This is a genomic window from Herbiconiux ginsengi (assembly GCF_900107435.1).
GTDB classification, from domain to species: domain Bacteria; phylum Actinomycetota; class Actinomycetes; order Actinomycetales; family Microbacteriaceae; genus Herbiconiux; species Herbiconiux ginsengi.
In genome coordinates, this window is the sequence record NZ_FNPZ01000004.1 from 106474 (window position 1) to 122669 (window position 16196).

A 16196-nucleotide genomic window follows, 5' to 3' on the forward strand; every position below is an offset into this window, starting at 1 on the left:
GACTCTGGAGAGCGGTTCACGGCGGCGCACCCGCGGTCGTGATCCCACCGACGGGGCAAGCGGCGATCGCCGCGGAATCTCTCAGGTCAGGTACAGAGCGGAGAGGACCCGATGGGCTGCGCGCCGCTGCGCCGCCCGCGAACGGAGTCCTATGACACTCAGCATCTTCGACCTCTTCTCGGTGGGCATCGGCCCGTCGAGTTCACACACCGTCGGTCCCATGCGCGCAGCGGCATATTTCGCTTCGTCTCTCGCGGCCGATGGAGTGGTCGAGCGCGTGAGCGCCGTGCGGATCGACCTCTACGGGTCGCTCGCCGCAACCGGACCGGGGCACGGCACCCCGACGGCCGTGCTGTTGGGGCTGGAGGGGCTGCAGCCCGAGAGCGTGACCCCGGCGCAGGTCGACGAGCGGAGGGCGTCGATCGCGGCCACCGGAACGACGCTGCTCGCCGGGCGACGGCCACTCGCGCTGACGGAGAACGATGTGGTGATGCATCCGCTCACCGTGCTGCCCCGGCACACCAATGCGGTTCGATTGACGGCCTTCGCGAGCGGCGGAGCGGTGCTCGCCGAGGAGACGTACTACTCGGTCGGCGGCGGATTCGTGGAGCGGGAGGACGGGGCTGCTGCCGCGGGTGCGGGTGGTGGTGCGGGTGCGGGTGCGGGTGCGCGTGCGTCTGGCGTCGTGGCGGGCGCGACGGATGGCGCGGCTCAGCCGGCGGTGCCCTACCCCTTCCGCACCGCGGCCGAGCTCCTGCAGCACTGCCGCGAATCGGGGCTCGGGCTCGGCGGCGTGATGCTCGCGAACGAGGTCGCGCTGGCGGGCGCTGGTGACGATGCCGCCGAGAGCGTGCGCGCCCGCCTGCTCGCGATCCGCGACGTCATGGACGAGTGCGTGGCCACGAGCCTCGTTCGCACCGGCGTGCTCCCCGGCGGCCTGGCGGTGCGCCGTCGCGCGCCCGAGTGGCGGGAACGGCTGCGGGTTGAAGACCCGACTGGCGCGCCGGAATTCTGGCAGGAGTGGGTGAACCTCATCGCGCTCGCCGTGAACGAGGAGAACGCCTCCGGGGGGCGCGTGGTGACGGCTCCGACCAACGGCGCCGCAGGAATCGTGCCGGCCGTGCTGCACTACGCGCGCACCTACCTGCCTCACCATCCGGCGGTCGGAGCGGATGCGCCGGTGCCGGTCCTCTCCGACGACGACGTCTGCGTGCGGTTCCTCCTTGCGGCCGCCGCGGTCGGCGTGCTCTACAAGGAACAGGCCTCCATCTCGGGCGCCGAGGTCGGATGTCAGGGCGAGGTCGGATCGGCGTCGTCGATGGCCGCGGCGGGGCTCGCCGAAGTGATGGGCGGCACGCCGGAGCAGGTCGAGAACGCCGCCGAGATCGCGATGGAGCACAATCTCGGCCTCACCTGCGATCCGATCGGCGGGCTGGTGCAGATCCCGTGCATCGAACGCAACGCCATCGCCGCCTCCAAAGCCATCAACGCGGCGAAGATGGCGCTCTGGGGCGACGGCAGCCACCACGTCAGCCTCGACCAGGTGATCGCCACCATGCGCGAGACCGGGCGCGACATGAGCGACAAGTACAAGGAGACCGCACTCGGCGGACTGGCGGTCAACGTCGTGGAGTGCTGAAGGCGAGTTCGGCGCTGTCGTCGCGGTCGAGGTCGTCGCCGCTGCGGTCGCAGCCAGGGTCGCCGTCGCCGCTTCGGTCGGGGTCGCCGTGCATCCGGACGCCGACTGCCGCTCGCACTACTGTGGAATCGTGAGCTCGGGCGGAACATCGAACGGCACCGGCTCGCCCGCTCCACGGACCGGGCGCTGGCGCTCACTGGCGCGGGCCACCATGGCGCCGGTGCGCACCTTTCAGGCCAGCGCGCGCACCCCGCTGCTGCAGGTGCTCAAGACGGCTGCCGCGGCCGCCATCGCGTGGATCGCCTGCTCGTTCATCGCCAGCGACGAACCGCCGATCTTCGGAGCGATCGCTGCGATCATCGTCGTGCAACCGAGCATCAACCAGTCGTTCAGCCGGGCGGTCGAGCGCTCGATCGGGGTCATCGTCGGTGTGGTGGTGGCCTATCTGGTGGCGCTGATCTTCGGGGCCCCGAGTTGGCTCATCCTGGCCGCCATCGTCATCTCGCTGCTGGTGGGCTGGGCGCTGCGTTTTCCGCAGTCGTCGACCGTGCAGATCCCCATCAGCGCGATGCTCGTGCTCTCGGTGGGCGCTCAGACCCCGGGCTACGCCGTCGAGCGCATCGTCGAGACCATCATCGGTGCGATCATCGGCGTGTTCGTCAACTGGTTGATCGTGCCGCCGCTCGCCGTACAGCCGGCGCACGACGCGGTGGCGACGCTCGGCCGGGAGGTGGCCGCCATCATGGACGGGCTGGCGGCGGTGCTCAGCGAGCCGACCGACGAGAAATACCGCACCCTCCTGCTGGTCGAGGCGCGACTGCTCCGGCCGATGCAGACGAAAGCGCTGGCCACGCTCGAGACCGCCGAGGACAGTCTGCGCTTCAACCCGCGCCGTTCAGCCCATCGTGACGTGCTGAAGACGGATGCGGAGCTCATGACGATGCTCGGCACCGTGGTCACGCGGGTGCTCGGCATGGCCCGGGCCGTGAAGGATCATTTCGACGACAGCCTGCGGTCGGAACCGGTGGCGGTCTCGATCGCGGAGGAGTTGCGGCGGGCCGCCCACGACCTGCGGCTCGTGATGGAGAACGTGGCGCTGCCGCGCGGGGAAGAGGAGCGACTCGCCGATCCCGAGCCGGCCCTCACCGCGCCCATCCCCACGGTCTCACCCGACCCGGCGCACTGGATCCTGATCGGCTCGTTGCTCGAAGACCTCCGGCGTGTGCGTGAGGAGATCGTGGGCGCGGTCGACGACCTGCATTGACCCCCACCACTTCTCACCGAGACGTCACGGTCCGCGCCACAGCGGGCGACGGTGCGCGGGCCGTGACGTCTCGACAGCGCAACGCTAGCGGCGGGGGAGGAGACCGACCCGGTCGTAGACCGAGGCGAGGGTCGCCTCGGCTACCTCGTTGGCCCGATCGGCATTCACCCCGAGGATGCGGTCGAGCTCGCCCGGGTCGTCGAGCAGCTCGAGCGTGCGCTCGCGGATCGGGGCGACCGTCTCCACGACCACCGCGGCGAGTGCCTTCTTGAGCGTGCCGTAGCCGCCACCGGCGAACTCCTCCACCACGTCGTCGACGGTGCGGTTCGTGAGGATCGCGAAGATCGTGAGCAGGTTCGCCAGCCCCGGCTTGGTCTCGCGGTCGAACCGCACCTCGCCGTCGGCATCCGTCACCGCGCGCATGATCTTCTTCTCGGTGACTTTGGGGTCGTCGAGCAGCCAGATCAGCCCCGCGGTCGACTCCGACGACTTCGACATCTTGGCCGTGGGGTTCTGCAGGTCGTAGATCTTCGCGGTGTCTTTGAGGATGTAGGGCTTCGGCACCGTGAAGGTGTCGCCGAACCGCGAGTTGAAGCGGGTCGCGAGGTCGCGCGTGAGCTCGACGTGCTGCCGCTGGTCTTCACCCACCGGCACGTCGACCGCCTGGTAGAGCAGGATGTCGCCGGCCTGCAGGATCGGGTAGGTGAACAGCCCGACGGAGGCCGCCTCCTGCCCCTGCTTCGCCGCCTTGTCTTTGAACTGCGTCATCCGCGCCGCCTCGCCGAAACCGGTGATGGTGTTGAGCACCCAGGCGAGCTCGGCGTGCGCCGGAACGTGCGACTGCACGAACAGGGTGGAGCGCGTCGGGTCGATGCCGGCCGCGATGTACTGGGCCGTGGTGCGGCGGGTGTTGGCACGGAGGGCGGCCGGGTCTTGCGGCACGGTGATGGCGTGCAGGTCGGCGAGGAAGAAGAACGCGTCGTGCGTCTCCTGCAGCGCTTTCCAGCTCAGCAGGGCCCCGATGTAGTTGCCGAGGTGGAGCGAGTCGGCGGAAGGCTGCATGCCCGAGAGCAGGCGGGGCTTTGAGGTATCAGTCATGGGGTGCTTCTCACAGTTCTGGTACGAACGCTGCGTCGCGGGAGCGGCGGCGCAGCAATGAAATCTACAGGTCGTAGTCGACGACGACGGGAGCGTGGTCGCTCCAGCGCTCGGCGTGCGTGGCCGCGCGGTCGATCGTGTAGTTCGTGATCGTGGCGGCGAGTTCGGGCGTGGCCAGCTGGTAGTCGATGCGCCAGCCGGTGTCGTTGTCGAAGGCGTGGCCGCGCTGCGACCACCACGTGTAGGGGCCTTCCACCTCGCCCGACCATCGGCGGCCGATGTCGACCCAGCCGAGACCGGCGCCGCGGTTGTACTCCGGGTCGCCCTCGGCGCCGAGGAACTTGTCGAAGTACTCGCGCTCCGCGGGCAGGAAGCCGGCGCGCTTCACGTTGCCCTTCCAGTTCTTGATGTCGAGGGTGCGGTGGCCGACGTTGAGGTCGCCCACCACCAGCGCGAGCGGGTTGTGCTCGCGCAGCATCGGCAGGTGCACGAGCATCGCGTCGAGGAACTTGTATTTCTCGTCTTGCTTCGGGGTGTCGGCCACGCCGGAGTGCACATAGGTGGAGACAACGGTGACGAGCTCGCCGTTCCACTCGTAGTCGGCCTCGAGCCAGCGGCCGGCGCTGTCGAAGTCGTCGGGCCCGAAGGTGACCCGGTGGATGTTCGCCTTGTCGCGACTCGCCAGTGCCACGCCGGCCCGGCCCTTGGCGGTCGCCGGGTCGTGCAGGATGTTCCAGTCGGGCCCGAGCAGGTTCTCGAGGTCACTGGTCTCGGCTCGCACCTCCTGCATCGCCAGGATGTCGACGTCTCGCCCGTTGAGCCACTCGCCCATGCCGTTGCGGAAGGCGGCGCGCACGCCGTTCACGTTGACTGAGGCGACTCGGAGGGGCTTCTGGGGCATGGTTCTACTGTAGCGGCGGCCGCCGACACCGCTTGCGGGTCGCGGCCCCGGTCATCCGTCATCCGTGTCCGGTCCACGCCCCTCTCTCGCGTGCCGCGTCCCGTGCGCCGGGCTCAGAGCTTCTTCGAGAGCTTCACCGTGTCGGCGTGGTCGAGCTCGTCGAGGCGCTCGAGCTTCTTGCGCACACGCCGGCGGGCGAGGCCGTGGGTGGTGGCCAGCTCGCTCTGCAAGCGTTCGCGCTCGGCCGAGACCAGGGTGTCGCGCGCCTCCGCCACCCGGCGCTGTCGTTCGGCCTCCTGCTCCTGTGGGCTCAGCGAGCGCGCGTCGATTCCGGCGTCGTTCATGCCGACCGCGATCCAGGCGGAGCCGATCAGCAGCACCCGGCAGATCAGGTTGAGCCAGATCATGATCCCGATGATCGCGGCGAACGATGCGAGCAGAGGATTCGAGGTCGCTCCGCCGAGGAGGGCGGAGCCGAGGACCTTGAGCACACCCATGACCCCGGCGGCCAGCGCCGCGCCTGCGAGCAGCCGCCGCAAGGGCACCTTGACGCCCGAGAGCACCCGGTAGGCGATGCAGAGCACGAAGGTGTCGAACACGAACACCACGAGCACCGAGATGATCCAGCCGGTCGTGGTCGCGACCGGCGACTCGTCTTCGACGCCGAGGAGGTCGAGCACGAACCCGAGCGCCGCGGTGCTCGCGAGCGACACCCCCGCGGAGAGGATGATCGCCACCCCGAAACCAAAGGCCAGGCCGAAGTCTTTGAGCTTCAGCAGCGCGAAGTTGGTGGTGGGCGGCGGCACCGCGAAGATCCGGCGGATGGCGTCGCGGCTGGAGGCGAGCCAGCCCACCGCCGTGAGCACCAGACCGACGAGAGCGATCGCGCCTGTCCAGCCGAAGATCCGGGCCTGCTGCAATGCCTCGACGTCGATCGCCCCGCCGTCGCCGATCAGGCCGGGGATCGACGTGCTGAGCTGCGCGAGCACCGCATCCTGGAGCTCCTGGTTGCTGTCGAGCACGATGCCGAAGATCGAGAAGCCCACCCAGATCGCCGCGAACACGGCGAAGACGGCCTGGAACGACATGCCCGAGGCGAGGAGCTCTCCGCCGCTCGCCGAGAAATGCTGGAACACCCGCACCGGCCGCAGCTTCATCACCCGGGCGATCAGCGCCTGGATACCGGCCTTCGGCTTCTCGGGCGCGTTCTTCTCGTCGACGGCGATCGACGGAGTCCCCGCGGCCGAACTCGCGGTGGTGGCCTTGTCGTCGACGACCGCTGTGTTGCCGGAACCTCTCTGTGCCGCACCCCGCTCGCTCATGCCTCCACCCTAAGACGGCACCGGCGGCCCCGCCCGTCTCCCGTCATCGTGATCCCGCGGCCGCCGGCCCGGCGAACAGGACGCGCCGGATCGCCTCGATCACGGTGTGCCATTCGAACATCACCTGCCGGTAGTCGAAATGCAGCACGGTGGAACCCTGACGCGTGAGGATGGCGTCGCGGCGGCAGTCGCGAGACGAGGCGTCGGCGGTGCCATGGAACTCCCGGCCGTCGACCTCGATCACGAGCCAGCCGTCCACCAGCAGGTCGACACGGATGCTCGCCGTCATCCACACCTGCACGGCCGCGTCGATGCCGGCCTCGCTCAACCGGAATCGAGCCACCGATTCCGTGCCGGACTCGGCGCGAGCGTCGGTGTGCGAGAGAACCTGAAGAGCCCGGGTGGAGCCCAGGAACGCCGACGCGAGCTCGGCCCGGGTGGTCAGCTTCTGATGCAGCGCCGAGTCGATCGCCGCGACGACGTAGTCGGGTTCCCAGGTGGTGGCGGCCTGGCGCAACGCACGAGCGATCGGCACCAGCCCGTAAGGGTTCCCGCTGCGCGACTCGTTCGTCCAGTGCGCGACGGTGTCGGCGCGGGCGACGAACGGCTCGCCGCTGTCGGGGTCTTTCGGATGGCCTGACGACCGCGCGAGCTCCACGTGCAGCCGGTCGTCGGGCGGCACCCACACTCCGAGCAGGCGGAGGGCTGAGACATCCGTCAACCGGCCGCCCATTCGAGCCGCCCGGACGAGCGCCTCAGGGGCGTCGGGCGTCGCGAAGACGCCCCGCCTCACGCGACGCAGGGTTCCGGAGCCCACCGCCTCGCGCAACCGGGCCGGTGAGACGTTTCTCGCCGAGAGCTGCCGGGTGGTGCTGATCGGAGGAATGCTGCGGAGAAGGCTGTCGTGCATGCTGCTCAGACTGACCGACCCGGAGCGCCACGGGGTGAGCCCCGGAGGATCTGTGGACGAATTCCCGAGAGCGCGCAATTGTGCAGGAAACGCTCGGGAGGAGACTTCGGCCGAAAACACGTTCGGGAGGACTCGAAGTCCTCCCGAACGGTGGTGGTCCTCCCGTACCGCGCCGGTACCGGCGGGGCGGGAGCCTACGGCTTGCCGCGCATGATGGCCTGCTTGACCTCGGCGATGGCCTGGGTCACCTGGATGCCGCGGGGGCAGGCATCCGTGCAGTTGAAGGTGGTGCGGCACCGCCACACGCCCTCTTTGTCGTTGAGGATATCGAGGCGCGTCTGGGCCGCCTCGTCGCGCGAGTCGAAGATGAAGCGGTGCGCGTTGACGATCGCGGCGGGGCCGAAGTACTGCCCGTCGGTCCAGAACACGGGGCACGAGGAGGTGCACGCGGCGCAGAGGATGCACTTCGTGGTGTCGTCGAAGCGGGCGCGGTCGGCGACCGACTGGATGCGCTCCTTGTCCTTCGGCGGCGCGGTGTTCGACTGCAGGAACGGCTGCACCTCGCGGAAGGACTCGAAGAACGGGTCCATGTCGACGATCAGGTCTTTCTCGAGCGGCAGACCCTTGATGGCCTCCACGTAGATCGGCTTGGTGATGTCGAGGTCTTTGATGAGCGTCTTGCAGGCGAGGCGGTTGCGGCCGTTGATGCGCATCGCATCCGACCCGCAGATGCCGTGCGCGCAGGAGCGACGGAAGGTGAGCGATCCGTCCTGCTCCCACTTGATCTTGTGCAGGGCGTCGAGGATGCGGTCGGTCGCGAACATCTGCACGTCGAAGTCCTGCCAGCGCGGCTCGTCGTCGACATCCGGGTCGAAGCGGCGGATGATCAGCGTGACGGTGAACGCCTCGATGGGCGCTTCGGGGGCGGGACCGGAGGCGGGGGCGTCGGCTACGAGCGTCATCAGTACTTCCTCTCCATCGGCTGGTAGCGCGTGATCACCACGGGCTTCCAGTCGAGCCGGATGTGGTCGGCGGCATCACTCGAGTGCGGGTCTCCGGAGAGATACGCCATCGTGTGCTTCATGTAGGTCTCGTCGTCGCGCTTCGGGTAGTCGTCGCGCATGTGGCCGCCGCGGCTCTCCTGGCGGTTGCGGGCCGAGAACACCACGACCTCGGCGAGGTCGAGCAGGAACCCGAGCTCGATCGCCTCGAGCAGGTCGGTGTTGAAGCGCTTGCCTTTGTCTTGCACCTGGATGTTGCGGTAGCGGTCGCGGAGGCGATGGATCGTCGCAGTGACGGCGGCCAGCGACTCGTCGGTGCGGAACACCTGGGCGTTCTTGTCCATCTCGTCTTGCAGCTCTTTGCGGATGGCGGCGATGCGCTCGGTGCCGGTTCCGTTGCGGAGCGACGCCACGAGCGACACGATCGCGCCGGCCGGGTTCTCGGGCAGCGGCGTGAAGTCCACGGTCTGCACGTATTCGGCGGCGTTGTTGCCCGAGCGCTTGCCGAACACGTTGATGTCGAGCAGCGAGTTGGTGCCGAGGCGGTTCGAGCCGTGCACCGAGACGCAGGCGCACTCGCCCGCGGCGTAGAGGCCGGGAACGACGGTGTCGTTGTCGCTGAGCACCTCGGCCTTGATGTTGGTGGGGATGCCGCCCATCGCGTAGTGGGCCGTGGGCATCACGGGCACCGGCTCCACCACGGGGTCGACACCGAGGTAGGTGCGGGCGAACTCGGTGATGTCGGGGAGCTTCGTCTCGAGCACCTCGGCGCCGAGGTGGGTGCAGTCGAGCAGCACGTAATCCTTGTGCGGACCGGCGCCGCGACCCTCCGCGACCTCTTGCACCATGCAGCGGGCGACGATGTCGCGCGGCGCCAGGTCTTTGATGGTGGGGGCGTAGCGCTCCATGAAGCGCTCACCGGAGGCGTTGCGGAGGATCGCTCCCTCGCCTCGCGCTCCCTCGGTGAGCAGGATGCCGAGCCCCGCCAATCCGGTCGGGTGGAACTGGAAGAACTCCATGTCCTCGAGCGGCAGGCCCTTGCGCCAGATGATGCCGACACCGTCGCCTGTGAGCGTGTGGGCGTTCGAGGTGGTCTTGTAGATCTTGCCGAAGCCGCCGGTGGCGAAGATGACGGCCTTCGCCTGGAAGACGTGGATCTCGCCCGTCGACAGCTCGTACGCGACGACGCCGGAGGGCTTGTCGACGCCATCCACGTTCGTCATCACCAGGTCGAGCACGTAGTACTCGTTGAAGAAGTTGATGCCGAGGCGCACGCAGTTCTGGAAGAGGGTCTGCAGGATCATGTGACCCGTGCGGTCGGCCGCGTAGCAGGCCCGGCGAACGGGTGCCTTGCCGTGGTCGCGGGTGTGGCCGCCGAAGCGCCGCTGGTCGATCTTGCCCTCGGGGGTGCGGTTGAAGGGCAGGCCCATGTTCTCGAGGTCGATGACCGCGTCGATGGCCTCCTTCGCGAGGATCTCGGCGGCATCCTGGTCGACCAGGTAGTCGCCGCCCTTCACCGTGTCGAAGGTGTGCCACTCCCAATTGTCTTCCTCGACGTTCGCGAGGGCGGCGGCCATGCCGCCCTGCGCCGCGCCCGTGTGGGAGCGGGTGGGGTAGAGCTTCGAGATGACGGCGGTCTTGGCCTTCGGCCCCGCCTCGATGGCGGCGCGCATGCCGGCGCCGCCGGCGCCTACGATCACGATGTCGAATTGGTGGTAATGCACGCCGTCGATCACGGCGCCGTCTTCGTACTGGGTCACAGGCTCACTCATACTGATTGGCTGGCTCTAACTAGTTGACGGGGCAGAACGACGGCAGCAGATCTGCCGGGGAGCCCGCAGGGCACGGGTCGAAGGTGAAGATCACGAGCGTTCCGAGCACGATCTCGGCCACCACGGCGACCAGGATGCCGGCGAGCAGGATCTTGCGGGTGAGCGCTCGCGTGGCGTAGTCGTTCACGATGGTGCGCATCCCGTTGCCACCGTGGATCATCGCGAGCCAGAGCATCACGCAATCCCACACCTGCCAGAACGGATCGGACCACTTGCCGCCCACGAAGGCGAAGTCGATGGCCTTGATGCCGTCGCCGAGCCAGAGGTTCACGAAGAGGTGGCCGAAGATGAGGATGAGCAGCACCACGCCCGAGGCGCGCATGTAGATCCAGCCCCACTTCTCCCAGTTCACACCGCGTGAGCGGCGGACGGTGTGCGGGGCGCGGGGGGAGTCGATCGTCGTCGCCATCAGTGACCGACCTCGCTGAACACGTTGATGAGGTGCCGCGGCGCGAAGCCGAGCATCGTCACGACCCAGAGGCCGATGACGATCCAGAACATGACCCGCTGGTACTTCGCGCCCTTCGACCAGAGGTCGATCAGGATGATGCGGATGCCGTTGAAGGCGTGGAACACGATCGCGGCCACCAGGGCGGTCTCGCCGAGACCCATGATCGGGTTCTTGTAGGTGTCGATGACCGCGTTGTAGGCACCAGGAGCGACCCGCACCATCGCGGTGTCGAGCACGTGCACGAGTAGGAAGAAGAAAATGGCGACGCCGGTGATGCGGTGCAGAACCCACGACCACATGCCCTCACGGCCGCGGTACAGGGTGCCTGCTGGCCGCCGCGGTGTCATCGTTCCCGCCGGATTATTGGGCACGAACAACCCTCCTTGGCTTCAGTAGGATTCGCGATCGCCCGCACGTCGAACGGTGCGCACTCGATCCACGACCGCTAGCAGTCTACGCTCAGAAATCACCGGATGCTTGTTAGGCAAGCCTTATTTGTATACATGACCGGACTGACGAGGATCCCGCGTAAACACACGCCGAGACGGGTGCTGAATACCAATTTGTATTCATGCATGTGAGCCGGCTGGAGTGCGCTTGCGCGTCTTCGCCGGGCTGGCGACCGAGGCGTAGTGCGCCATCAGCTCGTCGCACAGAGCCTCCCACGACTTGCCGATCACCGCTCGTCGACCGGCCTCGCCCATCCGCATCCGGAGCGCCGGGTCTTCGACCAGGGAACGGATGCCTGTGCGCAGGTCGCCCGGGTCGTCGGGGTCGAAGAGGTAGCCGTTCTCCCCGTGCCGAACCAGGTCGATCGGCCCACCGGCCGCCGGCGCGACGACCGGGAGACCCGTCGCGTGCGCTTCTTGCAGGGTCTGCCCGAAGGTCTCCTCGGTGCCGGTGTGCACGAACACGTCGAAGCTCGCGTAGGCGTCGGCGAGCTGCTCCCCGGAGAGCCGCCCGAGGAACGTCACCGGCATGCCGCGGAGCAGGCCCCGGATGTGGTCGTCGCTCGGCCCGTCGCCCACGATCGCGAGATGGAGGTTCGGCAGGCCGCGGAGGGACGCCAGGCGTTCCAGGCCCTTCTCGGGCGCGATCCGGCCGACGTAGCCCACGACGGTGTCGCGGCCGGAGTGGCCGGCCCCGCCGGTGCCACCCGCGCCGCCCGCCAGCAGCGTGTTCAGCGCGCGGGCCGTGGGGCGCATCCGGTTGTTCGGGTGATAGCGGGTGAGGTCGACGCCGCGACCCCAGAGCTTGATGCGCTCGACGCCCGCGTTCTCGAGATCGCTCCGCGACGCCTGAGAGGGTGCGAGGGTGAGGTCGGCGCCGTCGTGGATCCAGCGCACGAAGCGCCAGGCGAGCTTGGATGCCGAACCGAGGCGGTTGCGCTTGGCGTAGCCCGCGACATCCGTCTGGAAGATGGCGACCGTCGGGATGCCGAGCCGGTTGGCGGCGGCGATGCCCTGCGCCCCGAGCAGGAACGGCGACGCGGCGTGCAGCACGTCGGGCGCGAACCTCGAGATCAGGCGGGCGACCTGGGCGTTGGGGATGCCCATGGGGAACTGCCGGTAGGCGACCGACGGCACCTGGTGCACCGGGAATCCGCGGTAGTGCGCGGGCGACCCCGCGGCCGGGGCGATCACGATCGCCTCGTGGCCGTGATCGGCCAGATAGTCCAGCACCTTGCAGACGCTGTTCGTGACTCCGTTGACGGTGGGAAGGAAACTCTCGCTGATGATCGCAACTCGCATGACAGGCCTCCGCTTGTCGCCGTGCGGCCTCATCCGGCCACGTTCTGACGCTAAGAAGACGAGGTGGACCGACGGTGACATCGAGGTGGCGCGCCGGTGAGCGTCTGGCTTCCATCGCAGGCGGACATCGGTGGTCACGGGCCTGACATCCGGCCGTCATCGGCGCCGATTAGGCTGTGCCTCATGAATTCCACCCCCTCCGCGCTCGACCGGCTCTACAGCGTCATCCCGGCAGGCGGGATCGGATCGCGGCTCTGGCCGCTCTCCCGTGCCGACGCGCCGAAGTTCCTGCACGACCTGAGCGGCTCCGGGCAGAGTCTGCTGCGCGACACCTGGGACAGGCTGGCGCCGCTCTCGGGTGAACAGCGGATCATGGTGGTCACCGGTCGCGCGCACCGCGCCGCCGTGGAGGAGCAGCTGCCCAACCTCGAAGACCTCAACGTGGTGCTCGAGAGCGAGCCGCGCGACTCCACCGCCGCGATCGTGCTCGCCGCCGCCATCCTCGAGCAGCGGGAGCCGGGCGTCATCGTCGGCTCGTTCGCCGCCGACCACGTCATCTCGAACCCCGATCGCTTCCGCGCCGCCGTCGTGCAGGCGGTCGCGGTGGCCGACGCGGGCTACATCGCGACCATCGGCATCACCCCGACAGATGCCGCGGTGGGCTTCGGCTACATCCGCACCGACGAGGAGCTCGCGATCGACGGAGCGCCCCGGGCGCTGCGGGTGGGGAACTTCGTCGAGAAGCCCGACCTCGCCACCGCCCGGCGCTACCTCAGCTCGGGCAAGTACCTCTGGAACGCGGGCATGTTCATCGCCCGCGCCGACAAGCTGCTCGAACAGCTCGGCCTCACCGAGCCCGAGCTCCTCGCCGGCATCCTGGAGCTCGCCGAGGCCTGGGACACGCCGCGCCGCGGCATGGTGGTCGACCGCGTCTGGCCGACGTTGAAGAAGATCGCCATCGACTACTCGATCGCCGAGCCGGCCGCCGCCGCGGGAACGCTCGCGGTCATCCCGGGCGACTTCGACTGGGACGACGTGGGCGACTTCGCCTCGATCGCCAAGCTGCACAGCGCCGGCCGGGGCAGCGAACTCGCCATCCTGGGCAAGAACGCGCGGGTGCTGGCCGACTCGTCGAGCGGCATCGTGGTCTCGCAGTCCAAGCGCGTGATCAGCCTCATCGGGGTGCACGACATCGTCGTGGTCGACACGCCGGATGCGCTGCTCGTGACGACCAGCGAGCATGCGCAGAGGGTGAAGTCGGTTGTGGATGCGTTGCGGGCTGGTGGGTCGGGGGACGTGCTGTAGGAACTTGTAACCCTCCGCCTGGGGCGATTGAACTTGGTACCGCCTCGCCACTGCCCGCGCTGAGCTGCCCTGCCGGGTAGCTCGGCGCTCGTTGCTCGCGCCGCCGCTTCTGCGGCGCGAGGCGACATGTTCGGCTGAGGTCGCTGACGCGGCCTCGGCCTCACCCTGGGTCATCTGAGCGCGGCCCGCGGCTTTCGATCTCGTGCTCCTCACCCTGGGTCGTCGAGCGCGGTCCGCGGCTTTCGATCTCGGGCTGCCGTGGCGGGTGGTGCCTAGACTTCCTTCATGAGCAGAATGCGGATCGTTTCACTCGCCTCCGGGATTGTGGCCGGGGTCGTTCTCGTCGCACTGGCGGGGTGTGCGCCTGCGCCGACGGCGGGGACGGACGGGGCCACGGGGGATGCGGGGGAGTACTGCGCCCGGATGGTGACCAACTCCGGGGGGCTCGACGACCGGTCGTTCAACCAGTCGAGCTGGGAGGGCATGCAGGCGGCGCAGAAGGAGTTCGGCATCGACGCCCAGGTGCTCGTGTCGACGGCCGAGACCGATCTCGCTCCGAACGTCACCCAGGCGGTGGACAGCGGATGCGGCTTCGTGCTCACCGTCGGCTTCGAGCTCGCCGACGCCACCCTCGCCGCGGCCGGTGAGAACCCCGACGTGCACTTCGCGATCGTCGACGAGACGGTCGACGCGCCCAACGTGAAGCCCATCCTGTTCGACACCGCCCAGGCCTCCTACCTCGCCGGCTATCTCGCGGCGGGGGTCTCGAAGACGGGCAAGGTGGCCACCTTCGGCGGCGGCAACCAGCCGCCCGTGACCTTGTTCATGGACGGGTTCGTCGACGGCGTCGCCAAGTACAACGAGGCGCACGGCAGGCAGGTACAGGTGCTCGGCTGGGACAAGGCGGCGCAGGACGGCGTGTTCACCGGTGACTTCGAAGACATCAACAAGGGCAAGACGGTGACACAGGGCTTCATCGACCAGGGCGCCGACGTCATCCTGCCGGTCGCCGGCCAGGTCGGCGAGGGCGCGGCCAACGCCGCCTCGGAGGCCGGCGGCGTGTCGATCATCTGGGTCGACAACGACGGATTCGAGACCCTGCCCGACGAATACCAGCCGATCGTGCTCACCAGCGTGATGAAGAACACCGGCGACGCGGTGGTCGAGATCATCGGCGACGACATCGACGGATCATTCTCCCCCGAGCCCTTCGTCGGCACGCTGGAGAACGGAGGAGTGGCCCTCGCGCCCTTCCACGATCTGGCCTCCGCGGTGCCGAGCGAGCTCTCGGCCGAGATCGATGCGCTGAAGGCCGAGATCGTGGCAGGCACCATCGTGGTCGATTCGCCCTCGACGCCGTAGTCGCCGCCACCGCATCCGAAGGCGCCCGACCCTGTTTCATGCGGATGCAGTGGACATTTCGCGCAGATTACGACGTGATCGCGGCTTTGTAACGCTTGCGACGCGAAGTCGGATCCCCCCTGTCGCGGGGCGTAACTTTCGGTAACGTGTCTCTCACACAGCACCTGCGCACCTTGCAGGGCAGCAACTTGGAGGACATCTTGAGCATCAATCTGCGCCGTGCCAGCCTGGTCGGCTTCGCCACCCTCGGGGTGGCCGCTCTTCTCGCCGGGTGTGCGTCCGCGCCGTCCGACACCGCCTCGACCAGTGGCAGCGACACCGCGAGCGACTTCGTTCCCTGCATGGTCTCGGACTCGGGTGGATTCGACGACAAGTCGTTCAACCAGGCCGGCTACGAAGGCCTCAACGAAGCGGCCGACAAGCTGGGTGTCAAGCCCGTCACCGTCGAGTCCTCGGCCGACACCGACTTCGCCCCGAACATCGACCAGCTCGTCAGCGGTGGCTGCAACCTGATCATCTCGGTCGGCTTCCTCCTGGCCGACGCCACGAAGGCGGCCGCCGAGGCCAACACCGACGTGAACTTCTCGATCATCGACGACTCGTCGATCGACCTGCCGAACGTGAAGCCGATCGTCTTCGACACCGCCCAGGCCGCGTTCCTCGCCGGGTACACCGCCGCGAGCTACAGCAAGTCGGGCACCGTCGGAACCTTCGGTGGCATGCAGATCCCGTCGGTCACCATCTTCATGGACGGCTTCGTCGACGGCGTGAACTACTACAACGAGCAGAAGGGCACGAGCGTCAAGGCCATCGGCTGGGACGTCGCGGCGCAGACCGGTTCGTTCACGGGTGGCTTCGCCGCCGGTGTCGAGGCCAAGACCGCGGCCCAGGGTCTCATCGACCAGGGTGCCGACGTCATCCTCCCCGTCGGTGGACCGATCTTCCTCTCTGCCGGTGAGGCGATCCGCGACTCCGGTAAAGACATCGCGCTGATCGGCGTCGACTCCGACAACTACGAGACCGCCCCTGACCTCAAGGACCTCTTCCTCACCTCGGTGCTGAAGGGCGTGAAGGCCGGTGTGGTCGACGTGGTCGACACCTCCGCGGCCGGCAACTTCGACGCCGAGCCCTTCATCGGAACCCTCGAGAACGACGGAGTGGGCATCGCCCCGTTCCACGACTTCGAGAGCAAGGTGAACCCCGACCTGCAGGGTGAGCTCGACGCCATCAAGGCCGGCATCATCGACGGCGCCATCCAGGTGGAGTCGCCCTCCACCCCGTAACACCGGAACATCGACGGTCGGGGGGACCAGCCTTGCTGGTCCCCCCGACTTCTTTAATGGACACACTTCCGCAGGTA

At 68.3% G+C, this 16196-nt stretch carries 15 protein-coding genes; 5 read left to right on the forward strand and 10 right to left on the reverse strand.

Annotated features, from left to right (window positions below; all coding sequences use genetic code 11):
* The first annotated feature begins 151 nt into the window (after positions 1-151).
* A complete protein-coding gene (locus BLW00_RS16935; RefSeq protein ID WP_092556387.1) occupies positions 152-1639 on the forward strand; it encodes an L-serine ammonia-lyase in 1488 nt (495 codons plus the stop codon).
* Here BLW00_RS16935 and BLW00_RS23560 read toward each other — a convergent pair.
* Complete coding sequence (locus BLW00_RS23560) at positions 1620-1757, reverse strand: hypothetical protein (RefSeq protein WP_175494337.1); 138 nt, start codon at positions 1755-1757, stop codon at positions 1620-1622. The genes BLW00_RS16935 and BLW00_RS23560 overlap by 20 nt on opposite strands.
* Positions 1758-1769: 12 nt before the next feature.
* Here BLW00_RS23560 and BLW00_RS16940 point away from each other — a divergent pair, with 12 nt between their 5' ends.
* The gene (locus tag BLW00_RS16940) at positions 1770-2903 is read left to right on the forward strand and encodes an FUSC family protein (protein WP_245741648.1); all 1134 of its coding nucleotides are present in this window, start codon (positions 1770-1772) and stop codon (positions 2901-2903) included.
* 84 nt (positions 2904-2987) lie between these two features.
* Here BLW00_RS16940 and trpS read toward each other — a convergent pair whose 3' ends face one another.
* From trpS to BLW00_RS16985, 9 genes are all read right to left on the reverse strand, one after another.
* Complete coding sequence (trpS, locus tag BLW00_RS16945; RefSeq protein ID WP_092556391.1) at positions 2988-4001, reverse strand: tryptophan--tRNA ligase; 1014 nt, start codon at positions 3999-4001, stop codon at positions 2988-2990.
* Between the two features lie 64 nt (positions 4002-4065).
* Complete coding sequence (locus BLW00_RS16950; RefSeq protein ID WP_092556393.1) at positions 4066-4902, reverse strand: exodeoxyribonuclease III; 837 nt, start codon at positions 4900-4902, stop codon at positions 4066-4068.
* A 113-nt stretch (positions 4903-5015) separates the two neighbouring features.
* Positions 5016-6224, reverse strand: a complete 1209-nt coding sequence (locus tag BLW00_RS16955; RefSeq protein ID WP_092556395.1) for a YihY/virulence factor BrkB family protein — start codon at positions 6222-6224, stop codon at positions 5016-5018.
* Between the two features lie 43 nt (positions 6225-6267).
* On the reverse strand, positions 6268-7134 hold the full coding sequence (locus BLW00_RS16960) for a type IV toxin-antitoxin system AbiEi family antitoxin domain-containing protein (RefSeq protein WP_092556397.1): 867 nt from the start codon (positions 7132-7134) through the stop codon (positions 6268-6270).
* A 194-nt stretch (positions 7135-7328) separates the two neighbouring features.
* Positions 7329-8096, reverse strand: coding sequence for a succinate dehydrogenase iron-sulfur subunit (locus BLW00_RS16965; RefSeq protein ID WP_092556399.1), 768 nt, complete (start codon positions 8094-8096; stop codon positions 7329-7331).
* Positions 8096-9907 (reverse strand): succinate dehydrogenase flavoprotein subunit, encoded by a 1812-nt coding sequence (gene sdhA, locus BLW00_RS16970; protein WP_092556401.1) that lies wholly within the window; start codon positions 9905-9907, stop codon positions 8096-8098. The genes BLW00_RS16965 and sdhA overlap by 1 nt, the downstream gene beginning before the upstream one ends.
* 19 nt (positions 9908-9926) lie before the next feature.
* Positions 9927-10376: a succinate dehydrogenase hydrophobic membrane anchor subunit gene (locus tag BLW00_RS16975; protein WP_092556403.1), complete on the reverse strand. Its 450-nt coding sequence runs from the start codon at positions 10374-10376 to the stop codon at positions 9927-9929.
* The gene (gene sdhC / locus BLW00_RS16980) at positions 10376-10765 is read right to left on the reverse strand and encodes a succinate dehydrogenase, cytochrome b556 subunit (protein ID WP_092556404.1); all 390 of its coding nucleotides are present in this window, start codon (positions 10763-10765) and stop codon (positions 10376-10378) included. The genes BLW00_RS16975 and sdhC overlap by 1 nt, the downstream gene beginning before the upstream one ends.
* A 222-nt stretch (positions 10766-10987) precedes the next feature.
* Positions 10988-12169, reverse strand: a complete 1182-nt coding sequence (locus tag BLW00_RS16985; protein WP_092556405.1) for a glycosyltransferase family 4 protein — start codon at positions 12167-12169, stop codon at positions 10988-10990.
* A gap of 183 nt (positions 12170-12352) precedes the next feature.
* Between BLW00_RS16985 and BLW00_RS16990 the strand changes: the two genes are divergently transcribed.
* From BLW00_RS16990 to BLW00_RS17000, 3 genes are all read left to right on the forward strand, one after another.
* Positions 12353-13474: a mannose-1-phosphate guanylyltransferase gene (locus BLW00_RS16990; protein WP_092556407.1), complete on the forward strand. Its 1122-nt coding sequence runs from the start codon at positions 12353-12355 to the stop codon at positions 13472-13474.
* Positions 13475-13759: 285 nt separating this feature from the next.
* Entirely contained in the window at positions 13760-14836 is a 1077-nt protein-coding gene (locus BLW00_RS16995) for a BMP family lipoprotein (protein ID WP_092556409.1), read from the forward strand.
* 200 nt (positions 14837-15036) lie between these two features.
* A complete protein-coding gene (locus BLW00_RS17000; protein ID WP_092557141.1) occupies positions 15037-16119 on the forward strand; it encodes a BMP family lipoprotein in 1083 nt (360 codons plus the stop codon).
* Positions 16120-16196 lie beyond the last annotated feature (77 nt).